The following is a 22,271-nucleotide window of genomic DNA, read 5'->3' as shown; positions in this document are numbered from 1 at the left end:
TCCGATAGCCTTATTTTATTTATTCCGATTCTGCCGAACTTTTTACCCTTATTCCATGGAATGGAGGTGTTTGTGACGATTTAGTTAAGTGATTTAGGACTAATCGGGAAATTATGTTGGGAAAACTGAGATTAAATCGGTATTATCGGATTAATGGTGCCGACAGAGCAAAGCACACGAGTTAATCGATAAATCGACGAACTCGTGTGCAGAAGCGGAGTCTTGTATGGAGTAATCTCAGTCGATGGATTCCTCCATCATGGCATCGTCATTTTTGTCCTTATGGCTGTTGAACACTTTAATCTTAATGTCAGCCTGCATGCTACGATAGGAAGCTATTATTGTTGCCGTTCCGGGCTTCACAGCTGTAATGATGCCGTCAGCTGTAATGGACGCCACTTTATCGAGTGAAGAGCTGTAGGTCACGCCTTGGTTGATGTAGCCAACTTCGCCATCAGAGTAAATTACTTTAAGCGGTGCTTGGTAGGTTTCGCCTTTAACAAGACTGTGCTTGTTTTCTTCGAAGTTAAGACTCGCTACGTCCACGACAGTTACGATGGATTTAGCGGTTATGCCCTCGTAGGTAGCCGTAATTTCTGTCGTACCTGCTTTCAATGCGGTAACGTTACCATCTGCGGCTACAGTTGCTACCGATGGATTACTGGAGTTGTATGAAGCTCCAGCGACAACGACTCTCGTTTGATCCGAGTACACAGCGGTCGTAACGGAAGCATGCTGATCGCCTGCAACTAAACGATAAGCTGCAGCATCCAGTTCGATGCCTGTTAACGTTGGGGCTGTACGTGTGATGTTAATGGTTTTCTCATTTGTCTTGCGATCGTCCACATAGACGGAAATCTGCACATTATTAACGCCGATTGCGAGCGGGACATTTCCAATAAAGTTCCCATTACTGGACACCTCAGCCGGTACGCCGTTTAGAAGAACACGTGCCGTCCCTGGTCCAATCACTTCGACTTCGCCTTTGATCTCTAGATTACGCAGTGCTGTACTCGTATTCGCATAATCCAAATACCCTCGCAGCACAGCCGAACGTACGGCATCACCGACTTTGTAGGTTCTAGCGACCAACTGCCTTCTCGTCCGCACGCCTGAAGCATCCAGCGCAGAGATGACGAAGCCGCCTTGTGGGATCACACTGTTATTCGGCGACATGTTGGTCCAGTTCCAGGTAAGCGCCTGCTGTTGGTTCACGACCTTCGTAACTTTGCCGGAACTGTCCACGATAGCTTCTACACCGAACGTGCTGGTGGCTGTTGTTTGGCCGAAGTCATTGGAATAAATGTTGAGATTATTCTCGTTTCGGCTCACATTGAAGAGATCAGCTTCAAGGAACGACTCAGGACTACCTGGCATGCTCGATCCGATTTGATAATCCTTGACGTATTCCACATTATGGAGCGATGCCTTCACCACAGACCAGTTGACTTGTGAAAGATCGAAGAGCATGAGGCCATTCGATTGCGACAAGCCAGCTTGGAACACCGAACGCTGCAGTGGTGGGTCTTGGATGTTCGCTAAAGCGATACTCGCATACATCGGAACTTCACCGTTGGTTACGATATTGCCCAGAGTTATATGATGTTCAATTTCCTTTTGTGTCGTTTGATACGTACCAATCATGAGGAAATCGATGTTGCCCGAATAACCGGTCTGCGCATAAGAGTCGGTATAAAGGCTGTCATCCGGTAGTTGCAAGCGGCTGTCGTACTTGAAATTCGGGCTGCCCCAATGGACGCCATTCAAATAATAGGACTCAAACCAAGACCCCACATAAGCGGATGAGTAGACCTTATGACCTTTCAGAGTGGAGTAACGATCGGTTAGTAAACGAACCTCATCTGTAAATGTTTTGATCGTTTGCGAACGGAACTCCCACCAGTCATTGATGAGAGGCCCAGCTTGGCGAACGTTGTTCACATAGCTGAACACATCCGCTGGCCAATTCGTCAGCTGCTTACCCCGTGTGGCGAGAAAAGCCTCAAACTTCGTACGCGTCAGTGGGCTGAAGTCGGCTGTTTCGTTGTCATAGCGGGTACGATCCAGAACAACGCCATCTACATCGTAGTTCTTAATCACTTCTTCCATGTTTTTTAGCTCAAAAGCTCTTACATCATCGTTGGCTGGATTCACAAATGCAACGAGGGACTTGCCCGATGTATAGTATTTGCTCTCACGCAGGCGCAAAATTTGACCATTATCCTCCGGACGATATACTTGCTCTTCCCAATCCAGATGCTGGTTGAGGAGTCCATATTCGTTATGTGCAGGGGAGCCTTCAGCAAAAACGTTAAAGGCTGCGTGGATTTTGATACCAAGCTGATGCCCGTACTTGATAAACTCTTCCAACATATCCAGATTCGGATTGGCACCCGCACGTGTCGGTGCTGTCATTTGTGAGATGTGCGGACGATTCGTCAAATCGTTCTTCTTATAGTTGGCGAAGCCTTCGACGCCTTTGACATCAAGCGCAATGGCTGTCACACCAGCATCTTTGGCTTTGGTCAGCATATCACGGATATTTTCAGGCGTTTGCAGTTTGAAAATATTGGTGCCTTGGTCGACCCAGAGGACGACCTCCTTGGCAGCACTGGTTTGTTTTTTATAAAATACAACAAGCGTCTTTCGATCATTCTCAACGCCGTTCTTCGACGCGACGACATCTAGGTAATTCACACCTTCAGCGAGGCCGATCTCACTCTGGAAAGAGCCATTAGCTTGCAAAGCAACCGAAGTTTGGTTAATGCGAATCGCATACGTGACGCCAGATTCCAGGTTTTCCAGCTTGCCGGAAACTATCGTTTTCGGTGCGGTTACCGTAAACCAATCGTCATTGTCTAGTTTAAGACGCGCTTGAAGTCCTTGACCCGTCATGAGTGCGGAGACGGGGACCACTTCACCATTTTTACGAAGCTTAATGAGGTCGCCTACCTTGAAATTTTTCGCCAGATACTGCTTGAACGTTTTATTCGCCCAACTGTCATCGTTCGCGACAAGGATGAAGCCCCCTTGTGGGATGTTCAGCGTAGTAGGCCCAGTCCATACGGGGACACCGCCGTTAACAGATGGATTGACAACCCGAGTCACATGATTTGTCGCATCGACGACAACGCCGACGGAGGTGGTGCCAACGGTAACGGATGTTGCAAATTCTGTGGTGAATAAAGCGACATAATCGGTAATTCTACTCATATCCGTATCAATAGCATTGATTTGCTTGCGCGGACCTTCAATATCGATGGTGATATCGACGGGAGCTGCTTCGACTTCAATAAAATCAGTGGGGCTGGTTGCCGCAGATGCGGTTATGGACCAAGAAGAAGCGAGTAATGTAATCAATAAGGTCATGATTAGCCATTTCGATTTTTTCAATTGGTTTCACATTCCTTCCCTAGAAGCGGATTTCTTCACCTTTTTCGCTAGATTCATAGACACCACAAAGTATTTTCATCATCTCAACCCCGTCCTGTACAGGTGATAGGGTCTCCTTTTTACCTTGGCAGACTTCAATAAAGTAATTGATTTCATCCTGAAAACCGGCAACAAAATCAAACGAAAGGTTATTAATCTGCGGTGTGAGGTTCAAGATGGTATCGTACTTCTCTGTTATGATGGATAGTTGAGGCTCTAATTCTGCTCCACCTTTTTCCCCGTATAGCTTCACCGTCAATTCGTCTTCCTTAGCATGCAGCGTAAAGCTAACGTCAACTAGAATCGAAGCGCCGTTCTCAAATCGAATCAAAGCATTGGCCAAATCCTCGACCGTATTATGAGTAGGGTCATAATCGGCAGCTTTGTAAAAAGCCAGATTCTTCACATTGGCGCGATTGCCTAATTTTTTATATGTATTACCAGAAATAGATTTTACCTTAGGACGCCCCATCAAGTACCAGCAAAGGTCTATGACATGAACCCCTACGTCAATCAGAGGGCCGCCGCCCGAACGATCCACATCGGAGAACCAGCCGCCGGGGTTGCCCAAACGACGAATGCACGATGCCTTCGCGTAGTAAATGTCACCGAGCTCGTTGTTATCGAGGAACGATTTGATGATGCGGGTATTCGAAGCGTAGCGGCGGACGAAACCGACTTGTAGCGTTTTGCCAGTACGACGAACGGCATCCTCGACTTCTAACGCCTCTTTCACCGATGTGCATAGCGGCTTTTCGGTGAGTACGTTTTTACCAGCCTCTAGGGCGGCAATGGATATTTGGGCATGGCTATTGTTCCATGTACAGATACTAATTGCATCTATAGCGTCATTTGCAAGTAAATCCTCATAGTTTGTGTAGATATGTGTGATGCCGTATTTTTCAGCTTTTGCTTTCGCACGTTCCTCGTTCAGGTCACAGATGGCATATAGTTCAGCATCCGGATTCGTATGATACGATTTCAAATGCATTTCGGATATGGAACCTGCGCCAATAACACCAATACGTATTTTACTCATGTACATGCTCCTCTTCTTATGAATGAATAATGTTAGACAGGACGAATCGTAGGCCAAGCCAACTCGATGCCGTAGCTTTCAAGCATATTCTGGAAAGTGCGAAGCTCAGAAGCCTCATTGCGTACTTCCCGAGGCAAGATGCCGCGATCGATACAGCGGCTAGCGAGAAAACCGACCGCTTCGCCAATGTTCCACTCGACGGGATGGAGTCGGTAACATCCGTTGGTGATGTGGGTGACACCCAGATTTTTGCAAGCTGGCAGCAAATTGTTCATTCGGATCGGAATCAAGCTGCCGAGTGGAATCTGGAAAGGTAGAGAAGAGACATCTATATAATGACGGTTACCAGTACTCGGATGGAGGTCGATGCGGTAACAACCGATACCAACGGAATCATGGAACTGTTCGGCTTTCCCGTCAGGACGGCACGCTGTGCTCACATGTTGTTCCAGAACGGTAAACTCCGCCTTGATCCTGCGCGACTCTCGTATGTACGGATACATAGCCAGCCCGTCATCTGTACCGACGATATCTGGACGCAGGCGAAGACCAGGGTAACCTTGCCCGCCATCAGGCCGAGGAGCTTCTGTTTGCAGCCAATAGAGCAGGGATAAGCTGAGCTGTTTCGCATCCCACAGATGTTGCTCTCTATCCTCTGCGCTGACATCAATAACAGAGCCTAGCCAGTAGTCGTTCTGCGGCCAATTGACCAATGTAATGTCTCCAGGGTAAAAGCCTTCCTCGAAGTTACGGCTATCGATAATGCGCCGATAGAAGAATAAGGAGTACTTGTCCGTGCCTTCAAACAGTTCGTAGGAGACATGTTCCAGCGTGCTCGGGCGAACACCGGACCAGCTGAGCAGCCGATCAGGCCAGAAGTCTGCTTTGTATGCCTTCCAGAAGTCATAGCGCTCGGGGCGCGCAATGGTGTGATCCTCGCCTTCGATGTAATCCATGGCGAAACAGTAGGTGAATCCCTGCATGTCTTGCGGTAGTGCATCACCCTCAACGGCATTCGGCTCACCAGTCTGACTTTTAGACTCAGCACCTGTCACATATTCCGCACCCGCAAGTGGCAGCGCATCGCCACACTCGGTGGCGTCAAGGAAATAAGCAGCATGCAGCGTCACGCTATCGCCGCTCGTCAAGTTGCGAACTGTAACGGAACGGACATCATCGCCGTCCACGGATACGGATTCTAGTCGGTGGCGAGTTAGAATCTGCAACCGGCCGCTGTTGACATAGGGAGCGAGCATATCTTGCAGGACGGCTAACGCAACCCGCGGCTCATGGCATAATCGTGATACGCCGCCATTACCAGGATTAAGAAGCGTACGTGAACGTGCCTCTGAGGTAAGTGGGAAATGACTTCGGTAATAGTCACGCACACCTTCTCGGAACTGTCGATAACTGCGTGTACAGCCAAATTGTTCGATCCATGGGTGCTCATCTGGCGGAACGGCTTGGCTCGTTAATTGTCCGCCGATCCAATCTGTTTCTTCGGTCATGATGACTCTTTTTCCGGATTTGGCAGCGGCGAGAGCGGCTGCGTATCCGCCGGTTCCACCGCCGATCACGACGATATCAGCTTGGTGGTTGTGCGTATGGGGATTGCTTTTCCTGTTCAACAACGATGATTGTCCCTCCTTTAACCAATTCGCCTGCAGGCATTCACAGGTTATCCCTATTGTATTACAGCTGGAAAATAGCCACAGCGGAGGACCATGACTTCTTTTGGTACTTTAATAACCCATTAGCCGTGAAAAAAAAGGGATTGTACAAGCGAGAGCGAAGATTGATTACCTAACAAGATAATAGTGTGTGGATGCGAAATCATATTTTAGGGAGTGATTCTTAATGAATAATCAACATCAATCAGGTGACGTCTTGAAATTGGATGCGAATATGACGATTCCGGAGCTCGATGATCAACGATTGGAATGGTACTCACCATTGGAACAACCCTTTTACTTGGCAGGTTTTGGTTGGCTGAGGGAGAAACAACGATACCGCAGACTGCCAGAAAAGCCCGCGTGGATACTGCCCGAAGCAGTGGATAACTTGGCGAACTGTACGGCTGGCGGGCAAATTCGGTTTACAACGAATGCGGTCTCCCTTTCCATTAAGGTGAAGCTCTCCAGCGCTGCGAATATGTATCATATGCCAGCAACAGGTCAATGCGGATTCGATTGCTACATCGGAGAGCCAGGTGAACAGTTCTATTACAGTACGGCTCGCTATGATATGAAGCAGACCGAATATGAAAGCGTACTGTTTACGGATATGGAACGAGCAGATCGAAGTGTTACTTTGAATTTTCCACTCTACCAAGGTGTTCAAGAAGTGTGGATCGGTTTGGACCCATCTGCACGAATCTCTCCTCCACCAGCTTACGATAACAGTGAAAAGATACTCTTGTACGGTACTTCCATTACACAGGGAGGTTGTGCCACCCGTCCTGGCATGGCCTATCCCAATATCCTATCCAGACGAGTAAATAGGGAATTTCTGAACTTAGGCTTTTCAGGTAATGGAAAAGGAGAGCCTGAGCTTGCGCACATTCTAGCAGAAATACCGGATCCTGCTTGTCTCGTCTTGGATTATGAAGCAAACTGCGTATCCACGGAGAGCTTGCAAAAGACTTTGCCCGAATTCATTCGAATCTATCGAAATCAACATCCACATACGCCGATTCTCGTCCTTTCAGGTATTCCTTATGCGAAAGAAAGGTATAGCAAGCAGTTGAAGTTAGAAAAGGAAGAACGTAAAGGAGTCCAGCTCGGGACGGTCGAGCGGCTGCGAGAAAATGGGGATGCTAACATCTATTTTTACGATGGCTCAACATTACTAGGCGAAAATGCGCATGAATGCACTGTCGATGGCATACATCCCACTGATCTCGGTTTCATGCGTATGGCGGACGGGCTCACTCCTATTCTTAAGAAAATACTCGCTTAGTTGCTTGCCGACGATGGAAGGGGATTGGAATGATGAAAAGAATAAGGGCAGCTATTCTAGTCACGCTCGCTTGTTGTTCAACTGCTGGCTGCGGCATTCCGAATTTGACCTTAAAGGAAGAGAATAAGGCGGGTACAGCAAGCGAACCTGCTATTCGAATCGTCGCGAACAGCCTAGGTATGAATTTCCCGGAGGGAATGGATGAGAATCATAATCCTTATCTTAGCTATATTGAGAAAAACATTGGTGTTCAGGTCAACGTGACGCTCCCTCCGCTCAATGGTTATGATGAAAAGCTTAACGTCATTATGGCGTCTGGCGAGCCCCCGGATTTGCTGAATACCAGTGATCCGTCGTGGTTTATCCATTTCGTAAATCAAAAGGCGCTGACGCCTTTGAATGATTATATTGAGAAATACGGGGCAAATCTGAAAGCCAAAATCCCCAAGGAAGCTTGGGATAATGTCACTGTGGATGGCAAGATCTATGCAATACCGAGTTTGAACGAGGTGAAAGGAACCGAAATCATCTATGCCAGGAAGGATTGGCTGGATAAGCTAGGGCTGCAGCCTCCTAAGACAATTGAGGAGTACACGGCGGTGATGAAGGCATTTGCCGAGAGAGATCCAGATGGTAATGGGAAAAAAGATACGTATGGCCTATCGATTCTGGAGCGGCTTCGCAGAACTTCGCCATTTCTAGGCGCATTTGGGGTACAAATGAAAGCCTGGTATGAACGCGACGGGAAATTGGTTTACTCGGGCGTACTACCGGAAATGAAGGAGGCGCTTCTGTATCTGCGAGGCTTATATGATGCTGACATACTAGACCCCGAATTCCCTTTGAATAAAATTGATGTGCTAGGTGAAAAGATCGTTAGCGGTCGAGTCGGTCTATTCTCAGCAGCCTGGTCGGACACTCGCGCACATATTGCCGCAAATCGGAAAATCGATCCGAAAGCGGAATGGATTCCACTGGATTTCCCGGTAGGCCCTAATGGAAAGCATGGTGTCTACAGCACGTCCAACGTCCGTTCCTACAACGTGATTCCTAACAAGAGCGATAAAGCTGAGGCAGTCGTTAAGTTCTTGGATTTCGTCGCAGGTCCAGGACAAACAAGCTTAAAGCTCGGTTTTGAGAACGAAATTTGGACGCGGGTCGACGGAAAATTATCCATTCGTTTTGATGAACATTCGAAGCATGGCTATCGTGGTATCTATGGTGCATTGGCGGATATGGCTGATCCGAATGTGACACGAGATCGACTGGATGCCCTTGGTTCACAGTTCCGTCTGTATGATAACATCCAACGGATCGAGCAAAATTTGATGGTTGACCGATTCAATGGGCCCCCAACACCAGCTATGGGTAAGCATCAAATTAAGCTGTCTAAGCTGCAAGAGGATACGTTTACGCGAATTATTGCAGGCTTAAGCCCCATAGAGGAGTTCGACGCTTTTGTGAAAAAGTGGAAGGAAGCTGGCGGTGATGAAATTACTGGGGAAGTGAATGAATGGTGGCGAGAAACCAACAAATGATCAAAGAGTTCCTATCCAAAATTCGTAAATTACTAACCGGTTATATCCAAGTTCGGCTAACCTGGTATTTTTTGCTAATTCTACTCCCGTTAGCAGGATTTAGCCTGTTTGCTATAGCCAAATCGCAAGTGATTCTGGAAGTGCAGACCGGGGAAAGAACGCAGGGAGCCCTGCATACAATGACGGATTATCTGGATCTGACCTTGCAAAATATTGAACAACTGTCCTCCTTAATCGCGTTCGATACGAATGTCAACGCTACGCTGCAGTCTGTAGGTCAAGAGCCGGAAAAGCAGTCGTTCGTTCACTTTGCCCAAGTGATGGATCAGCTCACAAGTATGACGACGGTCAATCTGATTGTTGACCAAATCACGATTATCCACATGCCTTCACGTACGGTTATTTCCACCAAATTCGGTGGAGGCAAGCTGCCATCCGGGGCTGAGAACCAAGAATGGTATCAGCATTTGATGGAGGCTAATGGGGGAACGATTTTTTTTACACCGCAGGCGGGTGAATCCTACTTCGATGCAGACAGCGTGCATCTGATTCGGACGATGGATCCGTATAATCGCACGCTGATGAATCCGAATTTACTTATTTTATCTGTCAAAAAGAGTGCACTTATCGAGCTTGCGAAACCTCTGCTGCCTTCCAAAAACGCAAATATTTATCTCTTCGATAATGACGGGAAATCGATCACAGGGACAGGTGGAAGTGTAAATGCTCAAACGTGGGAGAAAGTAGACCAGGTAAGAACGATTCGTAAATCACCTCAAACAGGGACGGAGATGGTCACGATCAGCGTGAAATCGAAGTTATCTGGGTGGTCACTTATGATGGAACAGCCTTTATGGGAAATCCGGAGTCATACCGACTCGTTGAAAATATTTTCTTATGGCATTTTAGTCGTCAGCTTAGTCTTGGCCATTTGGACTTCTTGGATCATTTATCGAGGCATCTCTGCGCCACTGCGTAAATTAGCTTATGGGATGAAGCAGCTCCGCACGGGGAATTTCACCATCCAATTAGAGGATACACGCGTTGATGAATTAGGATATGTGATAGAATCTTTTAATCGGATGGCGGAGAATCAGAAAACACTGATCCGGGATCACTACGAGAAGCAGCTTTTATTGTCCAAAATGGAACTGAAATTTTTGCAGTCTCAAATTAATCCGCATTTCCTCTACAACACATTGGATTCGATTTATTGGACAGCCAAAAACTATGAAGCCGATGAAATCAGTGAAATGGTGTTGAATCTATCGAAATTTTTCCGTTTAAGCTTGAATAAAGGAAATGAGACCTTTACGGTTAAGGAAACGATCGAGCATTTGAAGTATTATATTAAAGTGCAGCAGCTGCGATTTCTGGATCATTTCACGGTACGCTTCGACATTGCGGAGGAAAGCGCTCATTATCATGTTCTTAAATTACTCCTGCAGCCATTGGTAGAAAATGCCGTGCTGCATGGCTTAGAGAAACAGAGCAGCGGTGGGGAGCTCGCGATTTCCTCCTATTTGGATGGCGGTCATCTCGTCCTCGAAGTACGCGATAATGGTGTCGGTGTCAGCGAGGATAGGCTGATCTATATTTGCGGTAAATTAGAAGAGGCAGCGAGGCTAGCGGCAGAAGGGATCTCTACGGATACGAAAAAAGAAAAGGATCTATTCGGGTTGCGAAATGTCGTCGCGCGAATGAAGATGTATTACGGGAATGAATCACAATTTTTATTTGAGAGCGGTCATCAGATGGGGACGCGGATTACGCTCCGTCTCCCACTGGGCATGTGTGAATCACCGATAGAGGAGCAGTCAGGATAACACTCACGGAAGTAATCAGCATGATAAATATAACGAAAAAGAAGATGATGTGATGGAACCCGCATTTAGCTTGAGACGAAAAGCTTTTATGCATAAGTATTTCTCCGGTAAAGTGATGGATTATCAGCAGATTATTGGCTTATATATACCGATTCTCATTGATCAGTCATTCCTTGTTGGGCTTAACTTGGTGAATATTGCCATGATTAGTTCGTCAGGTGTTGCCGCAGTTAGCGCTGTAAGTATGATTGATTCGCTTAACATATTTCTGATCAGCGTATTCGTGGCCGTCTCGACAGGTGGAACGGTTGTGGTCGCCCAGTATAAAGGTAGCGGTAACGAAGGGATGGTAGCCAAAGCTGCAGCTAGCTCCATTTCCTTGGTGTCATCTTTTGCACTTGGCATTAGCTTGTTAATGATTGTGTTTCATACCCCCGTCTTGACACTGCTGTTTGGGACAGCCTCCGCGGAAGTGTTCGCTTATGCTAAGACCTATCTGATAGGGAGCAGCGTATCTTATGTGGGAATTGCCATCGTAGAGGCCGTTTGCGGTGCATTGAGAGGAATCGGAAAGTCCCGAACTTCCTTGAAACTCTCTTTAATCATGAATTTATCGTATGTCCTTCTGAATGTGATATGTATCCATTTCTTACATATGGGGGTACATGGGTTGATCATCGCGGTGAATGTGTCCAGATTTCTGGCGGCATTCGTAGCTGTCCTGTATGTGGTGAAATTAGATACGAATTTCCGTATGCGATTGTATGACTTACTACATGTGAATATAGCGATGATGAAGAAAATATTATTTATCGGGCTGCCATTTGCGGCCGAGCAGATGTTCTTTAATGGCGGTAAAATTGTCACGCAAGTGTTTATCGTGAGTCTTGGCACGCATGCCATGGCGACCAATGCAATTGGCGGAACGCTAGCAGGTGTGTTACAGATTCCGGCTGCCGCGTTATCTCTGACAACGGTAACTGTGATTGGACAATGTATGGGGGCGCAAAACGTGAAAGACGCTCGCAAATTTGCCAAATCGTTTCTCTGGCTTGCGTCGTTTACACTCTTTCTGATGGCACTGATCCTCCTTCCGTTGTTCAAGCCGCTGGTCAGCTTATTTCACCCGCCGGATGATATCATTCGGGAGCTTTTCATCATCGTGTTGATCAATGCAATTGCGCAAGTCCCACTCTGGCCAATCAGCTTCCTCTTGCCAGCAGCGCTTCGAGCTGCAGGGGATTCCAAATTCACATCCACGACTTCGATGCTGTCCATGTGGTTGTTCCGGGTTGTTCTGGGCTATGTGCTTGGCATCGTGTTTCATATGGGCATTATCGGTGTATGGTTAGCGATGAATATTGAATGGGGCGTTCGTGGGCTTATCTTCCTTTGGCGATTCAAGGGGGATCAATGGTATCGTCATCGATTGATCGAGCCAGCAGCGGATTCCAAATGAAGAAGGCACCTTCTCTTAGGGGAAGGTGTTTTTTCTTGTCTTCATGCTTAGACATAGGAATGGTTATACTGCATAGAGGCTTAATGTTATGAATTGTTCACTTCTAAGTTGGTACGGATCATGTTAGTATTGCTACTAAACTAACTTTCGGGTAGTCTTACATAGGATCCGAATGAATATGGAAGTGGATAATTTTTCCATCAAAGGGGGACTACTATGAATCTGAATCTAACGAGGCATCCTTGGAAGAAAAATGCCCTCAGAAGATTGATTCTTTCATTTATTTGCATTCTGTTGCCGCTCTATATCCTCAGTATGATTATTTATAATTGGGGGATTCGAACGTTGCAGGACGAAATATCGAAATCCATGATCTCGCAAGTATCGGGGTATTTCAGCGGGTTGGAAGAAGAGTTCAGACGCATTCAAACGTTACAGTACGATGTGTTAAGCGATGATAATTTAAATGCTTTAGGAGCTATTCCGGATTCATTGAATGATATTGAGAAAATGCAAAGCATTCTACGGCTTCAGCAGCGACTTAATGCCATTCGTAACAGTTCGACGTATATTAAAGATGTGTACGCTTACATCCCTGCAATTCAAAAAAACGTTTCAGCCTTGACGATATCCTCATTTAATCAGCAAGAATTTGAAAAGTTGAGGAATATTCCATTGACACTGGATTCGCAGGTTATGAATGTGGATGGCAGTATGTATCTAAGCGCTGTGTATCCCTTCTCTACGCCTAGCAGCAAAAGAGGCCCGCTCTTCATTGTGGCCATCGAGCTGTCGAAGGAAAAGCTAGAGGAACATTTGAAGTTAATGATTAACTCCCCTGATGAGGGATTGATTTTCAATAGCTCACAGTTTGTCATCACAACCAGTCACGATGCGGCATTCGATAAGGAAATCTCTGCCCATATGTCCAATAACGCGAATATTGGCAATGCACAGAAACTTGTCATCCATGACAAGCATTATTTGGCTGTGTATACGTCATCTAACTTTTTTGGCGCGGTGTTGAGCAAATATGTGCCCGAAAACGCTGTGTTTCAACCGCTCCAGAAGTATAGAAGTTGGTTTCTATTATTAGCAGCCGTAGCCCTCGTTATCATTGTTATTTATTCTTTATATGTGTATAAATACATCCACAAACCGCTGGATAAGCTGGTCAAAGCTTTTCGGAAAATCGAGCATGGCGATTTCGATGTTCGCATCGAGCATGCGATTAATGATGAATTCCAGTACATTTATAAGCGATTTAATGTGATGCTAGGGAATTTGAAATCCTTAATTGATCAGGTGTATAAACAGCAGATTTTAACGCAGAAAGCGGAATTGAAGCAGCTGCAATCGCAGATTAATCCGCACTTCCTTTACAATAACCTGTTTATTCTAAGTACGATGGCACGCCTAGGTGATTACGAGAATCTCGAGCAATTTACGAATCAGTTGGGTGAATACTTTCAGTTCGTCACACGGAATAGCTCAGATGAGGTGCCGCTCTGGAAAGAAGTCAATCACGCCAAAGTATATGCGGAGATTCAAACGATGCGATTTTCGAATCGGCTTCGAGTCGAATTCGATGATTTGCCTGACAATATCGGACACGTTATGGTACCGAGGTTAATTTTACAGCCGATCATTGAGAATGCATTCGAACACGGTCTAGAACGGAAGCCTGAAAAAGGCATTTTGCGGGTTCGTCTCCTCAAGATGGGGAACGAGATCCAGATGATCGTAGAGGATAATGGCGAGGAGTTGAATGGAGAGCGAATTGCGTCGCTTAAGGATGCATTATCCAATCAAGAAGGGTTGGAGATGACGGGTATTTTGAATATCCACCAACGAATTCGTTTGAAATTTGGCCATACAAGCGGTTTATTTGTGGAACGTAGTGAATTGGGTGGTATGAAAGCGACGATTGTGATTGATCACACCAACGGAAGCGGAGGCGTTTAAATGTACAGAGTACTGGTTGTAGACGATGAAATGATTATTGCAGACGGGTTATTTGAAGTGCTTCAAACCATTCCACAGTTGGAGTTGGATGTGTATAAAGCCTATTCCGGCATGGAAGCCGTTCGGCAATTCGATCGGACGCGCTTCGATATCGTGCTCACTGACATTCGTATGCCAGGACTGGACGGCTTGCAGCTTTTAGAAAAAATTCGCGAGAGATGGCCGCAATGCCGAGTCATTTTTCTCACGGGATACAATGAATTTTCCTATATTTACTCGGCTATTCAGTATGAGAAGGTAAGTTATTTACTGAAGACCGAAGGATACGAGAAAGTGATTCAGATGGTGGAGCATGCGGTGGCTGAGATTGAAACAGAGCTAAGGGCGCAGTCTTTGCTGAAAATAGCCCAAGAGCAATTGGATAACATGCGCGGGATGCTTCAGAACGAGTATGTGAAGCGGATTCTGAATGAACAGCTAGACGTGAAAGAGATTCATCAAGAACAATTTGATGAACTAGCAATACCCCTTCAAGCAGATCGGCCTATTCTCATCATGCTTGGAAGAATTAACAGCTTATCCAATCGGACGACTTATTCGGAAAAGTCCCGGCAGCTCTATAGGATTAAGCTGATCGCTGAGCAATATTTGTCTTCGCATGTGTCGTTTATCGATGTGGTGAATGAGCATATGGATCTGATTTGGCTGATTCAGCCACTCGGGGATAACTTGGATAAAGAGGGATGGGAGCGAACGCTAACATTCGTAAAAGGGAATCTGGAGTTGGTGCAAGCGGCCTGTCGGGAGTCTGTCGGTGAGTTATTGTCCTTTGTATTGGATGATAGCACGGTATCGTGGGCTGATGCAGCAGAACGGTTCGCGACATTAACGATGTTGATGAATTATCGCATTGGTCAGGGCTGCGGTATGCTCCTGCTGGATAAGCAAATGGTGGAGCAAGAGCTCCAACAGTCGGATGGTAGCCACCGTGAGAAATCACAGATCCGCCAAGCCAAATTGGAGCAGCTCGCTGATCAATTAGAGCATGGGCAACGGGTGGAGTTCAGCAAGACGCTGCTTGCCTGTGCCGATTCACTGAAGGAGATCGACAGCATGCATGATGTCCCTGCGCAAGAACTTTATTATTCCATTGGATTGGTCTTCTTATCCTATATGAATCGTTGGAATTTGGTTGAGACAGTTGCAACTCAGATTGGACTGCACAAGCTTATGCAGCCAGGCGAGCATGAGTCATGGAAGGTTGCATTTGATTATCTCGCCCGCGTAGAAGACATTCTGTTCAATCTGCAGAATCAAGAGGAAGAGCGAAGGGCGAATGCGATTATTTCCTTGATTCAAAAGCATATTAAGGATAACCTTCATAATCCAGATGAGGTTTCGCTGGTGAAATTAGCGGAATTAGTGTATTTCAATCCGTCCTATTTGTCACGATTATTTAAACAGGTAACAGGAAGCAATTTATCCGATTATATTTCTTCAACCCGCATGACAAGAGCCAAGAGTCTTCTAGAGAATCCGAATATTAAAATTCAAGAGGTCGCTGAGCAAGTTGGTTATGGAACGGCGACGAACTTTACGAGATATTTTCGCAAGATCACGCATATGACGCCACTGGAGTATCGGACTTCGATATTCAACAAGTAACAAGTAAACAAGTGATTCAAATGTAAAGACATGAATATTGAATGCCGATTGATTACGCATTACCATTAGAGATGTAGCAACTCTAGTATATTTAGATCATTCGGGGAGGTTCACATGAGACAAAGAGATAAAGCGAAAACAGCGGTAATTCTCTCGGCAGCAGGACTATTGGTGCTCTCTGCGTGTAGCTCAGAGGGTTCGAAAGATAGTGCAACAGCGACACCTAATGCTTCTGCAACACCTAACGCGAACTTGATGGCAAAGTATGAGAAACCGGTGGATATTACGGCGTGGCGCTTCACAGAAGCAACTTATAAGTACGAAAATGGCGACACGATCGAGAATAATATTTATACAAAAGCTTATCAAAATGACCTGAATATCAATTTGAAATATCAATGGACCGTGCCTGTTGAGCAATTCGATCAAAAGTTGAATGTGGCGATTGCGGCGGGAGATCTACCGGATGTTATGTGGCTGAAAAACAAGCAACTCACCGATTTGGCCGATAATGATATGCTCTATGACTTGACAGAGCTGTATGACAAGTATGCCTCACCGATGGCGAAGAGTATTCTGCAGCAGGATCAGAAGGCGTTCGATACAGCTAAAATCGGCGGTAAGCTGATGGCAATTCCACAGACATCGTCGGCTATCGACGGATTGCCGCTCTTGTATGTACGGGCGGATTGGTTAGCGAAGCTTGGACTTTCGGAGCCGAAATCGATGAAGGAAGTTCTGGCGGTTGCTGAAGCATTCACGAAGAAAGATCCAGACGGTAACGGCAAAGATGATACCTTCGGGATGGCCTTCACGAAGTCGTTCTTAGCGGATACACATTTCGGAACAACGGGCTTCTTCTCCGGTTTTCATGCTTATGCGGGTAAATGGGTGAAGGACGCGTCAGGTAAGCAACTTGTGTATGGAAGTATTCAGCCAGAAGTGAAGACTGCATTGAAGCAACTACAAGATATGTACGCACAAGGTTTACTCGATAAGGAATTCGGTGTTAAAGACCGTGCTAAAGTTACAGAATCCGTTGTCGGCGGCAAAGTCGGTATCTTCTACGGCAGCATGTCTGCACCATTGTCGATCATTCAGAAGAACATTGATAACGATCCGAAGGCAGATTGGAAAGCGATCCCACTGGTGTCTGTTGACGATAAAAAGGCGACACCCATTGGTAAAATGCCAATTCAACGTTATTATGCAGTGAGTAAGAAGAGCAAGAATCCAGAAGCGATTATCAAACTTCTCAACTTCGCGATGGATGGCTATGACGAGAGTAAGAAACCTAAGCCAGAGATGAGCTTCAGCCCTACGAATGTCCCTGTCTATCTCTATAGCCTTATGAATCCAGAGCCTGCGAATAAAAACTTGAGCGCACATAACAATACGCTCAGCGCGATTGCTTCGAACGATACGTCCAAGCTTACGACGGAAGAGAAGGGCTATTACGACAAAATTGTAGATTACCGCAAAGGTAACAATGCGAATTGGGGTACAGAGCGCGTATTCGGTACGCCGAGCAGCTTCGACGTGATCAGCAAATACGTGAAAGACGATAACTATATGTTAGATGCTTTCTATGGTGCAGCAACACCTACGATGGTTGAGAAGAATGCATCTCTTCTGAAGTTGGAAGAGGAAGTATTTACGAAGATTATTATGGGCCAATCCATCGATACGTTTGATAAATTCGTTGAAGACTGGAAGAAGCTTGGCGGTGAACAGATTGCGAAGGAAGTCAACGAATGGTACGCAAAAAGTAAATAAGAAGTTGACGGCTTAATACGAGATTGGAGCTTAGGGGGAAGCGGTCGTACACTGCTTTCCCCTTCGTTATTTGTCCATGTATGCAAACGGAGAGGAGTACAAACGGATATGAATAAAAAACTGCAGGAAATTCCTTTGCATCTTATGCTATTACCCGGTGTCATTCTTACGATTATCTTTAGCTATGTCCCGATTGCAGGGATCGTTATTGCTTTTCAAAAATTTGTACCGTCCAAAGGGATTTTTCATTCCAAATGGATCGGGCTCGATAATTTTCGCTACATGCTGGAGATGCCTAATTTTTCGAGTGTAGTATGGAATACGGTTTTCATTGCTGTCATGAAGATCATCGTACACTTAATTGTGCCTGTTATTTTTGCTCTTTTATTAAATGAGGTCATAAGCACGGCTTTCAAACGTACGATTCAAACAATTATTTATTTTCCATATTTTCTGTCCTGGGTCATTCTGGGAGGCATTTTAATTGATATTCTCTCGCCTTCAGGCGGCATTGTGAATCAGATGCTTGGCCTTATTGGCATCAAGCCTATTTTTTTCCTTGGCAACGAAAACTGGTTTCCTTTTACACTTGTCGCTTCAGACACTTGGAAGGAATTCGGATATAGCACGATCGTTTATTTAGCAGCCCTCACGGCCATAGATCAGTCTTTGTACGAAGCTGCGGTTGTAGATGGCGCGAATCGTTGGAAGCAAACACTTCACGTTACAATCCCCGGCATGCTGCCTATTGTCACGCTGATGACTGTTCTGAGCTTAGGCAATGTGCTGAACGCTGGTTTCGACCAGGTGTTCAATCTGTACAGTCCGATGGTCTACAGCACAGGAGATATTATTGATACGATGGTTTACCGGATCGGCTTAGTAGATGCGCAATATGGTGTAGCGACGGCAGTTGGATTGTTTAAATCCGTTATTGCTTTCATCTTGATTGTGATTTCGAATAAGCTTGCCAATCGGTATACGGGTTATCGGATATTTTAAGGTGAGGGGGAAAGGTTATGCAGAAAGTGACAACGAGCAGAAAAGTATTTCTGTTAGTTAACTATATATTGCTTGGTTTGATCGCATTCCTATGTCTATTACCGCTTATAAACGTGCTTGCTGTCTCTTTCAGCTCTAGCAGTGCTGCGGCTGGTGGTTTCGTCAAGCTCTGGCCCGTGGATTTCACGATTGCTTCATATAAACATGCTTTAACGAAAAAGGAATTTCTTGAAGGCTTAATCGTCTCCATTCAAAGAGTCGTGCTCGGTTATGGCATTAATATGGTGATTACGATCTTGATTGCCTATCCACTTTCCAAAGAAACAACGACGCTTCGGGCAAGAAATGTATATGCATGGTTTTTTATCATCACGATGCTATTCCATGGCGGATTAATTCCTAGCTATATGACAATGAAAGCACTCGGCTTGCTGGACACCATTTGGGCACTTGTGCTTCCTGGAGCTGTCCACGTCTTTAATATGATTTTACTGTTGAACTTTTTCCGGAATTTACCCAAGGAAATTGAAGAAGCTGCGTACATTGATGGAGCGGGTCATTGGAAGGTGCTGTGGAGCATGTACATTCCATTGTCTAAGCCTGCCTTGGCTACGATCACCTTATTTACAGTGGTTATGCATTGGAATTCGTGGTTCGACGGTTTAATTTATATGAATTCACCTTCGAATTATCCACTGCAAAGCTATTTGCAAACGATTATTGTCAATCCTGACTCAAGTACGCTTTCGTCGACTGAATTGTACATGTCAGAAGTATCCGATCGTACTTTTAAGGCGGCGCAAGTATTCTTAGCGGCTTTGCCGATTTTGATCTTTTATCCATTCTTACAGAAATATTTCATGAAAGGCCTAGTTATGGGCAGTGTGAAAGGATAACAGAGTGGGCTGCCTAAGGCAGTCCATTTCTTTTAAAGGGGGACTATTCGTATGAGTGAGAACATGATATATCGACTTCGTGGTATTTCCGTGGAGGCTCAGTTAGGTGAACTGAGAAAAGCAACAGATCATGCTGTGCTAAAAGAGTGGCTTGGTGCCGGTGTGAAGTTTGCCTCGACTGGCGGGCGTTTGGAGGAGACGTATTATAACGGGTTGAGCAAGCTGTTTGATTGCATCGTACCTACGATGGGGGATGCGCCTGTGCTGCATGAGGGTGGCATTTATCTAGGCTGCTGGATGGAAAGTACGGGGACAATCAACAATGAATTGTTGTCGCGTTTCCTACCTTCGGTATCGGAGGATACCTTTCAACTATTCGCAGATTATCAGAAGGAAGATGGTCAGCTACCTTATAAAGTGACGGAGAATGGCCCCGCTTATCGGCAAATTCAAATGGTGACACCGCTGGCGAGAAGTGTGTGGAACCATTATGTGTTAAACGGTCGCAACCAAACGTTCTTGCGGAAAATGTATGAGGCTATGGTACGTCATGACGAATGGCTTGCGACGTATCGCGATACACGACAAACGGGCTGTGTCGAGGCGTTTTGCACGTTCGATACGGGACATGACTTGTCCCCGCGTTTCTGGCACGTGCCGGATTCCGCCCATCTGGACGATGCTCGTCAGTATAACCCTGATTCACCTACGTTGCCCTTCTTAGCGCCGGATTTGACAGCGAATGTGTACTGTCAGCGTCTTTATTTATCACGCATGGCGCAGGAGTTCGGGGATGAGCAGGCGGCAGAGGAATGGAAAGTAAAAGCAGAGAAGAGCCTGGACAGCTTGTTCGTTCATTGTTTCGATAAAGAAGATGCCTTCTTCTATGATGTGGATCGGAATGACGAATGGGTTCGCGTGCAGTCTGATGTCTTGTTGCGTGTGCTTGCCTGTGAGGTAGGCGATGGGGAGTTCTTCGCAGCGTCACTGCGGAAGTATTTGCTCAATACAAGCAAGTTTTTCGCGAAATATCCATTTACATCCGTTGCTATGGATGATCCGCGCTTCGATCCTTTCTCGAGCTACAATACATGGGCTGGTACGTCGAATTTCTTGAGCTTGATCCGTACGCCTCATGCCTTTGAGCATCATCATCGCTATGTGGAGCTGACTTGGGTGCTAAATCCGATTGTTACAGCATTGGCGCAGATGACGCGTTTTGCTCAAACGGTAAGTCCTTGGACAGGGAAAGAGGGCTACACGGAGTCCTATTCGCCAGCTATTCTATGCCTGATAGACTTCATTGAGCGGATGTGTGGCATTGTGCCAAGACCGGATGGAGAGCTTTGGTTCACGGCTCTGGTGCCGTATCCACAGGATCATGGTGAGGTCATGGCTGCAGAAACAGGTTACAGTCGGATCGTCGATGGTGTCTCATTCGAATTTGTCACAACGAGAGACGGTGGAACGGTATATCGCAATGGAGAGGCTTCTTTGCAGATCCCCTTCGGAACAAGGGCTGTGACGGATCGTAAAGGGCAATTGAAAGCCATCATCGGGATGAGCGTTCGCACCATTGAGGGGACAGTTCAGTATGAGGGTCAAGAAATTCCTCTTCATGTGAAGGGAAATGAGCAGGTTGAATTAGTGAATGGACAATTTATTAGTGTGCGCGATATAGGCGTAATTTATCCAACATATCGGTAATTGGGAGGTTAGAAGGTATGGCGATGATAAAAAATACTCAGTTACAGATTCGTGATCCCTTTGTTGTACCTGTTGTTGAAGAGGGACAGTATTATCTGTTTGGCAGCACGGATACGAATATTTGGGGCAAAGGGACTGGATTTAATGTCTATGTAGGACGAGACCTCCTGGAGTGGGAAGGCCCATATGCTGTGTTTAGGCCAGAAGCGGACTTCTATGCCGAGAATAATTTCTGGGCACCGGAAGTGCATAAGTACGAGGACCGTTATTATATGTTTGCGACCTTCCGCCGGAAGGACAATGATTTGCTGGGGACAGCGGTGCTGGTAAGCGACAGTCTGCTAGGGCCTTTTACGCCGCACAGTGAAGGTCCTGTCACGCCGAAGGATTGGTGCTCTCTAGACGGGACATTGTTCATCGATGAAGAAGGATTGCCGTGGATTGTATTTTGCCGTGAATGGCAGCAAGTAGCGGACGGCCAAGTGTGCGCAGTCCGATTGACTAAGGAACTGAAGGGGACAATCGGTGAGCCCGTCGTGCTCTTTTCCGCTTCGCAGGCTTCGTGGCCGACAGCGTTTCAGCACACTCGTTATCCAGGGCAAGACAACTATGTGACCGATGGGCCATCGATGTATCGAACCGGTACAGGCGTGTTGCTAATGTTGTGGGCAAGTTTTATCAACAACACGTATGCCTTAGGTGTTGCTACATCGGTCTCAGGGACCGTGTTGGGCCCGTGGGTGCAGGAGGAGGAAGCCCTCTTTCGGAGTGACGGCGGGCATGGGATGCTGTTCCACGCATTCGATGGGAGCTTGATGTTGGCTGTCCACACGCCGAATCAGACGCCGAATGAGCAACCACTTTTCCTGAAAATCGAAGAAATGGCAGGGAAACTGAGGGTAATTGGCATGTAGAGATAAGGAATGAAGAGAGCTACCGAGGGGTAGCTCTTTTTTGTTTGTGGAGCTGAAGGAGGGGAGATAGGAGATAGTCGAATAAATCGACTAA

At 46.2% G+C, this 22,271-nt stretch carries 14 protein-coding genes; 11 read left to right on the top strand and 3 right to left on the bottom strand.

Annotated elements, in window-relative coordinates:
• Positions 1–237: 237 nt before the first annotated feature.
• The 3 genes from L6I86_RS00375 to L6I86_RS00365 are packed head-to-tail and all read right to left on the bottom strand — an operon-like array spanning position 238 to position 6,102.
• On the bottom strand, positions 238–3,369 hold the full coding sequence (locus L6I86_RS00375; RefSeq protein ID WP_236283934.1) for an Ig-like domain-containing protein: 3,132 nt from the start codon (positions 3,367–3,369) through the stop codon (positions 238–240).
• A gap of 43 nt (positions 3,370–3,412) precedes the next feature.
• Entirely contained in the window at positions 3,413–4,471 is a 1,059-nt protein-coding gene (locus L6I86_RS00370) for a Gfo/Idh/MocA family protein (RefSeq protein WP_236283933.1), read from the bottom strand.
• Positions 4,472–4,503: 32 nt separating this feature from the next.
• A complete protein-coding gene (locus L6I86_RS00365; RefSeq protein WP_236283932.1) occupies positions 4,504–6,102 on the bottom strand; it encodes an FAD-dependent oxidoreductase in 1,599 nt (532 codons plus the stop codon).
• A gap of 226 nt (positions 6,103–6,328) precedes the next feature.
• Between L6I86_RS00365 and L6I86_RS00360 the strand changes: the two genes are divergently transcribed.
• The 11 genes from L6I86_RS00360 (at position 6,329) to L6I86_RS00310 (ending at position 22,177) form a co-directional block, all read left to right on the top strand.
• Positions 6,329–7,429 (top strand): SGNH/GDSL hydrolase family protein, encoded by a 1,101-nt coding sequence (locus L6I86_RS00360; protein WP_236283931.1) that lies wholly within the window; start codon positions 6,329–6,331, stop codon positions 7,427–7,429.
• Between the two features lie 32 nt (positions 7,430–7,461).
• On the top strand, positions 7,462–8,967 hold the full coding sequence (locus L6I86_RS00355; protein WP_236283930.1) for an extracellular solute-binding protein: 1,506 nt from the start codon (positions 7,462–7,464) through the stop codon (positions 8,965–8,967).
• The gene (locus L6I86_RS00350; protein ID WP_236283929.1) at positions 8,946–10,793 is read left to right on the top strand and encodes a cache domain-containing sensor histidine kinase; all 1,848 of its coding nucleotides are present in this window, start codon (positions 8,946–8,948) and stop codon (positions 10,791–10,793) included. Before L6I86_RS00355 ends, L6I86_RS00350 begins: the two co-directional genes overlap by 22 nt.
• Before the next feature lie 49 nt (positions 10,794–10,842).
• Complete coding sequence (locus L6I86_RS00345; RefSeq protein ID WP_420851819.1) at positions 10,843–12,252, top strand: MATE family efflux transporter; 1,410 nt, start codon at positions 10,843–10,845, stop codon at positions 12,250–12,252.
• Positions 12,253–12,468: 216 nt separating this feature from the next.
• Entirely contained in the window at positions 12,469–14,217 is a 1,749-nt protein-coding gene (locus L6I86_RS00340; protein ID WP_236283927.1) for a sensor histidine kinase, read from the top strand.
• Positions 14,218–15,882: a response regulator transcription factor gene (locus L6I86_RS00335; RefSeq protein WP_236283926.1), complete on the top strand. Its 1,665-nt coding sequence runs from the start codon at positions 14,218–14,220 to the stop codon at positions 15,880–15,882.
• A 114-nt stretch (positions 15,883–15,996) separates the two neighbouring features.
• Positions 15,997–17,658 carry an extracellular solute-binding protein gene (locus L6I86_RS00330; protein WP_236283925.1) on the top strand — a complete coding sequence of 554 codons (1,662 nt, stop codon included), beginning with the start codon at positions 15,997–15,999 and terminating at the stop codon, positions 17,656–17,658.
• A 108-nt stretch (positions 17,659–17,766) separates the two neighbouring features.
• Positions 17,767–18,660 (top strand): ABC transporter permease, encoded by an 894-nt coding sequence (locus L6I86_RS00325; protein WP_056620062.1) that lies wholly within the window; start codon positions 17,767–17,769, stop codon positions 18,658–18,660.
• A gap of 17 nt (positions 18,661–18,677) precedes the next feature.
• The gene (locus L6I86_RS00320) at positions 18,678–19,556 is read left to right on the top strand and encodes a carbohydrate ABC transporter permease (protein WP_236283924.1); all 879 of its coding nucleotides are present in this window, start codon (positions 18,678–18,680) and stop codon (positions 19,554–19,556) included.
• 51 nt (positions 19,557–19,607) lie between these two features.
• A complete protein-coding gene (locus L6I86_RS00315; RefSeq protein ID WP_236283923.1) occupies positions 19,608–21,263 on the top strand; it encodes an MGH1-like glycoside hydrolase domain-containing protein in 1,656 nt (551 codons plus the stop codon).
• Positions 21,264–21,286: 23 nt separating this feature from the next.
• Complete coding sequence (locus L6I86_RS00310; protein WP_236284352.1) at positions 21,287–22,177, top strand: glycoside hydrolase family 43 protein; 891 nt, start codon at positions 21,287–21,289, stop codon at positions 22,175–22,177.
• Positions 22,178–22,271: the final 94 nt, after the last annotated feature.

The organism is Paenibacillus allorhizoplanae (genome assembly GCF_927798215.1).
Classification (GTDB): Bacteria; Bacillota; Bacilli; order Paenibacillales; family NBRC-103111; genus Paenibacillus_E; species Paenibacillus_E allorhizoplanae.
The sequence above is the reverse complement of the archived record's forward strand: the minus strand, read 5'-3'. Positions and strand labels throughout refer to the sequence as shown.